Source organism: Candidatus Pyrohabitans sp., from assembly GCF_054014795.1.
In genome coordinates this window covers 1-3,462 of the sequence record NZ_JBPMGE010000096.1, presented here as the reverse complement: position 1 = coordinate 3,462, position 3,462 = coordinate 1, and the positions used below count along the sequence as shown (strand labels likewise).

At 54.6% G+C, this 3,462-nt stretch carries 6 protein-coding genes; 3 read left to right on the top strand and 3 right to left on the bottom strand.

Going from position 1 to position 3,462, the window contains the following annotated elements:
- Nucleotides 1–92 precede the first annotated feature (92 nt).
- Nucleotides 93–908, top strand: a complete 816-nt coding sequence (locus ACXJJW_RS10480) for an aspartate dehydrogenase (protein ID WP_456475694.1) — start codon at nucleotides 93–95, stop codon at nucleotides 906–908.
- Here ACXJJW_RS10480 and nadC read toward each other — a convergent pair.
- Entirely contained in the window at nucleotides 905–1,732 is an 828-nt protein-coding gene (gene nadC / locus ACXJJW_RS10475) for a carboxylating nicotinate-nucleotide diphosphorylase (RefSeq protein WP_456475693.1), read from the bottom strand. The genes ACXJJW_RS10480 and nadC overlap by 4 nt on opposite strands.
- 37 nt (nucleotides 1,733–1,769) lie before the next feature.
- On the opposite strand from nadC, the gene ACXJJW_RS10470 reads away from it, so the two are divergent.
- A complete protein-coding gene (locus ACXJJW_RS10470) occupies nucleotides 1,770–2,282 on the top strand; it encodes a cysteine hydrolase family protein (protein ID WP_456475692.1) in 513 nt (170 codons plus the stop codon).
- 1 nt (nucleotide 2,283) lies between these two features.
- Nucleotides 2,284–2,526: an iron-sulfur cluster assembly protein gene (locus tag ACXJJW_RS10465; RefSeq protein ID WP_456475691.1), complete on the top strand. Its 243-nt coding sequence runs from the start codon at nucleotides 2,284–2,286 to the stop codon at nucleotides 2,524–2,526.
- Between the two features lie 2 nt (nucleotides 2,527–2,528).
- On the opposite strand, the gene ACXJJW_RS10460 is transcribed toward ACXJJW_RS10465, so the two are convergent.
- On the bottom strand, nucleotides 2,529–3,167 hold the full coding sequence (locus tag ACXJJW_RS10460; RefSeq protein WP_456475690.1) for a stage II sporulation protein M: 639 nt from the start codon (nucleotides 3,165–3,167) through the stop codon (nucleotides 2,529–2,531).
- A 61-nt stretch (nucleotides 3,168–3,228) separates the two neighbouring features.
- A partial coding sequence (locus ACXJJW_RS10455; RefSeq protein ID WP_456475689.1) for a hypothetical protein occupies nucleotides 3,229–3,462 on the bottom strand: 234 nt, incomplete at its 5' end.

Genomic DNA, 3,462 nt, shown 5'->3' with positions numbered 1-3,462 from the left:
TCTGCCAGATTTAATCTCCTCCTCACCTGCAACATGAAACATAGTATCAAAGTTTAAATACTGCAGGTATAAAGCTTTTTGCTGGTGGTTATGTGAAGGTGGCTTTGGTAGGCTGCGGTGCAATAGGCACAGTGATAGCAAGGGCTATAGCAGAGGACAGGGTGGAGGCAGAGCTTCTGTGCGTCTTTGACCTGGACAGGAGGAAGGCAGATGAGATATGCTCCCTCTTTCTGAAAAAACCGAAGGTGGCATTGAGCTTTGAGGAGCTGCTCTCAGGTGATGCTCAGCTGGTAATTGAGGCCGCCTCCATAGGCGCGGCCAAGGCTGTTCTCATACCGGCGCTCAGAGCTGGAAAGGACGTACTCCTGCTCAGCGTGGGTGCACTTGCGGATGACGCATTCCTGAGCAGGGTGGAGAAGACTGCGAGGGGGACAGGGCGGAGAGTCTATCTGCCCTCCGGTGCAATTGGCGCCCTCGATGCCCTGAAATCCGCAAGGGAAGCTGGGCTTGAGGAGGTGAAGATTACAACCACCAAACCGCCGCAGGCACTTGAGGGCGCGCCATACCTCGCTGAGAAGGGTATCTCCCTGAAGGGGTTGAAGGAGAGGAGGAGGGTCTTCTCTGGCTATGCAAGAGAGGCCATTAAAGGCTTTCCGGCCAACATCAACGTCGCGGTTGCCGTCAGTCTTGCCGGAGCAGGTGTGGACAAAACAAGGGTTGAGATAGTCGCTGACCCGAAAGTAGAGCGAAATGTGCACGAAGTTCATGCGAAAGGCGATTTTGGCGAGCTCTACTTCAGGGTTGAAAACCTTCCCTCGCCAGAGAATCCGCGCACCAGCATGCTGGCGGCGCTCTCAGCCATAGCCACGCTTCGCAGAATCGCTGCGCCTGTGCAGGTGGGCACCTAGAGCTTTCTCAGCCTCATGCTGATATCCAGCCATGCTGCCTGCGTGGTTATGCAGCCAGTGGAAATTACGTCGGGACGAAGCCTGGCATAGCTCTCCAGGTTCTCAGGCGTTATCCCCCCGGAGACCTCTATCATGGCTGAGTAACCCCGCTGGTTCACAAGCAGCATCACCTGCTCTACATCCTCCTGCCGAAAGTTGTCCAGCATCACTATGTCAGCGCCCGCCTCAAGCGCGGCTATCGCCTCTGCCACGCTTCCCACTTCCACCTCAACCTTCTTGGTGAAGCTCGCCTCCTTTGCGCGCCTGATCGCCTCCTCCATTCCCACAAGCGCGAGGTGATTGTCCTTAATGAGCACGCAGTCGTCCAGGCGAAGGCGGTGGGTATCGCCTCCGCCTATCGCAATCGCCCGCTTCTCAAAGTACCTGAAGCCGGGTGTTGTCTTCCTCGTACCTGCAATTCTCACACCGTAGCGCTGGGCAATCTCCTGCATACGCCTGGTAAGAGTGGCTATGCCGCTCATGCGCATGAGCAGGTTCAGCACCACGCGCTCCAGCATTAAAATCGCTCTGGCACTCCCCTCAATCTCCAGAACCACCTCCCCCCGATCCACCTCCTCTCCATCCCGCTTCAGAGCTCTGCAACTTAGGTTAAAGTGCTCAATAAGCGCCTTCGCATCTTCAACGCCTGCAATCACCCCGCTTTCCTTTGTGACCACCTCGGCAAGCGCTTCCACATCCTCGCGTAAAACACTGGCGGTGGTTATGTCCTCGAACCCCAGGTCCTCCTCAAGAAAGCGGAGCAGTTCAGCAATGTGTGGATGCATGAGAATTTTTATATTGCCCGGACTATAAAAAAATATCATGCGCGCTCTGCTTGTGATAGACATGCTGAAAGACTTCGTTTATGAGGACGGCGCCCTGCCCGTGCCCAATGCGAGAAGGCTGGTGGAGCCCATAAATGCGAAGATCGCCGAGTTTCGCGCAAGGGGAGAGCCAGTGTTCTTCATCTGCGATTCTCACGATGAGCAGGACGAGGAGTTCAGGGTGTGGGGGAGGCACGCTGTCGAGGGTACAGAGGGCGCTGAGGTGATAGATGAGCTCGATAAACGCGATGAGGATGTGGTGATAAAGAAGAAGCGCTTCTCAGCCTTCTTTGGCACGCCCCTTGAGGAGGAGCTCAAACGCAGAGGCATAACCGAGGTTGTTCTCACGGGTGTGCTTACCAACATCTGTGTCCTTCACACTGCTGCAGACGCTGCAATGCGGGGCTTTCGCGTTGTTGTGTGCAGAGAGTGCGTGGCTACTGTGGACGAAGCCACACAGGAGTGGGCATTGAAGCACATGCGCGAGGTTCTGGGGGCAGAGGTTGCATAGCATGGTTGGGAGAGAAGAGGTTTTCGCAGCCCTTAAGAAGGTTTTCAGCCTCAGGGAGGGGCGCAACCTCGTGGAGGCAGGGCTGGTGGAACAGGTGGACATCTCCGGAGGGGCGGTGAGGGTGAAGCTCAAGCGTCCCAGGGGATGCACCTGCACCTACTCATTTATGCTTGCGGTGCTGGCAGAAAAGGAGCTCAGGAAGCTCGATGGCGTGGAGAAGGCGGATGTTCAGGTGGTGCTGTAAAGCTACATGGCTTCAAGATAGGCACCGATAAACAGCAGCACGAGCACAAGGGTGTAGCCTCTGAGGCTCTGCCGGGCTTCTCTTGTCAGCGCCTTCTCAAAATTGCTGTTCAGCCTGGGGAGCAGAGGCCCAGCAATTTTCAACCCTATGCTTCCTGAAAGGATGATTGCCGGAAGCTCTGCTATGACGTGGGGATACAGCCTCTGGAGGTATTCCCCCGGTGAGTCGATGTAAAAGCCGAATAGAAAGCCAAGCACAGCACCGTTGAGGAAGAGGATGAAAACAGGAAATATGAAGAGGGATAGGTAGAACTTCAGTCTTTCCTCTTTCACATGGCGAAGCCTGGGATCCAGCCTCCTTAAGATTCTCAGCCTGGCGTCGCTCCCGCTGCCCAGCCTGAGGAAGGCTTTTGTGGTGATGAATCCGCCGTAGGAGCAGAGAAGCGAGGCGAAGAGGTTGTTGAGGAGTATTCCGACGCCCACATTGCTGACCAGCGACTCCTGGGCCTCTATCTTTGCCCTGAGGAGGAGTAAAATCAGGCTCCTGAGCTCAGGCGCAAGTATGCCGATAAGCAGGGACAGGCCCACGCCGGCCAGGGCACCATAAATAAAAATCTTTATACTTTTCAGGATGCTCTGCATGCTCATATATAGAATCGGAGGCTTATAAGATTCAGGGTGGATATATTAGGGCTCCACATGCTCAGGTACAGTTTGTAATATTCCCAGAACCTCTCGGGGATCGGACTTCTCTGGCCAAATGCGTGATTCCCTTAAGAATCTCACCAGCATTTTTTAAGAGATAAGGGAGCACCATGACAGCCTCACGAGCTGTGATAATAACGTTGGAGCTGAGCGAAATCTCTTTCTGTATGAGAAAGTGTCTCATCTTAATAGCCGTCACATTGTTTATGTACAGCGCAGACCAACCCGCATC

What these genes read in the sequence shown, in the direction of transcription:
- nadC (WP_456475693.1), bottom strand. Translation starts at nt 1,732, where the DNA reads ATGCATCCACACATTGCTGAACTGCTCCGCTTTCTTGAGGAGGACCTG.
- ACXJJW_RS10470 (WP_456475692.1), top strand. Translation starts at nt 1,770, where the DNA reads ATGCGCGCTCTGCTTGTGATAGACATGCTGAAAGACTTCGTTTATGAG.
- ACXJJW_RS10465 (WP_456475691.1), top strand. Translation starts at nt 2,284, where the DNA reads ATGGTTGGGAGAGAAGAGGTTTTCGCAGCCCTTAAGAAGGTTTTCAGC.
- ACXJJW_RS10460 (WP_456475690.1), bottom strand. Translation starts at nt 3,167, where the DNA reads ATGCAGAGCATCCTGAAAAGTATAAAGATTTTTATTTATGGTGCCCTG.